Here is an 841-nt window from a genome sequence, read left to right as displayed (position 1 = left end):
CGCGAGGTCGTCCGTCGCCGCCGCGACCGCCGCGACCAGCCCGGCGAGGTGGGCCGTGTCGTGCCCGTCGGACACGACCTGCACGCACCGCCGGGCCAGGACGCGGGCGTTGCGCATGGCACGGTCGGCCAGCACGGCCGACGCCTCGAGCTTCTCGAGCTCGCCCGTGTGCCGACGGAACGCCGGGGAGACCCGGGCGTTGTACCTGGCGGCACCGGCCTCTTCCCGCCACTGGTCCAGCACCGGTTGGGACGCACGCCCTCGGGTCAGGGCCTCGGCCGCGTCATCGGGGTCGGCGGACTCCAGGCCCCGCGCCAGCAGGTGGACCACGCCGGCGATCTCCGTCACGGCCTCGTGAGCCAGGCTGCGCACCCGTGACCGTGGGTCCTGGGGCAGGAGCGTGGCGACGGCCAGGGCGACCGCGCCCCCGACCAGCGCATCGACCCAGCGCCCGAGCGCGCCGCCGGACTCCGCGGCCGGTAGGCCCACGATCACGATCGCCTGGACCCCCGCCTGCATCGCCAGCAGGTCACCACGGCCCAGGAAGCGCGCGACGAGCGCCGACGCCGCGAGCACCACCGCGACCTGGACGGCGCCCGAACCGATCCACTGCACCAGGAGGTCGGCCAGAGCCACCCCGACCGCCACACCGATGGCCAGCTCGGCGACCTTGCGCAGGCGGCGGTCCGCCGCGAAGCCCAGTGCCAGCCACGCCGAGACGGGCGCGAAGAACGGGTTGGGGTGCCCGACCACGTCCCGGGCCACGAACCACGCCACCCCGGCGGCCAGGCTCGCGAGCAGCACAGGGCCGAACGCCCGGCGCACCCGCGCCCACCCCTGG

Annotated in this window: 1 protein-coding gene; it reads right to left on the bottom strand. The window is 76.5% G+C overall.

What is annotated here, in order from left to right:
* Positions 1-841 (bottom strand): FUSC family protein (locus N869_RS15595; RefSeq protein WP_035063208.1); only part of this gene is annotated, 841 nt, incomplete at both ends.

The organism is Cellulomonas bogoriensis 69B4 = DSM 16987 (assembly GCF_000767165.1).
GTDB lineage: Bacteria > Actinomycetota > Actinomycetes > Actinomycetales > Cellulomonadaceae > Actinotalea > Actinotalea bogoriensis.
This window is presented reverse-complemented; position numbering and strand designations above follow the sequence as displayed.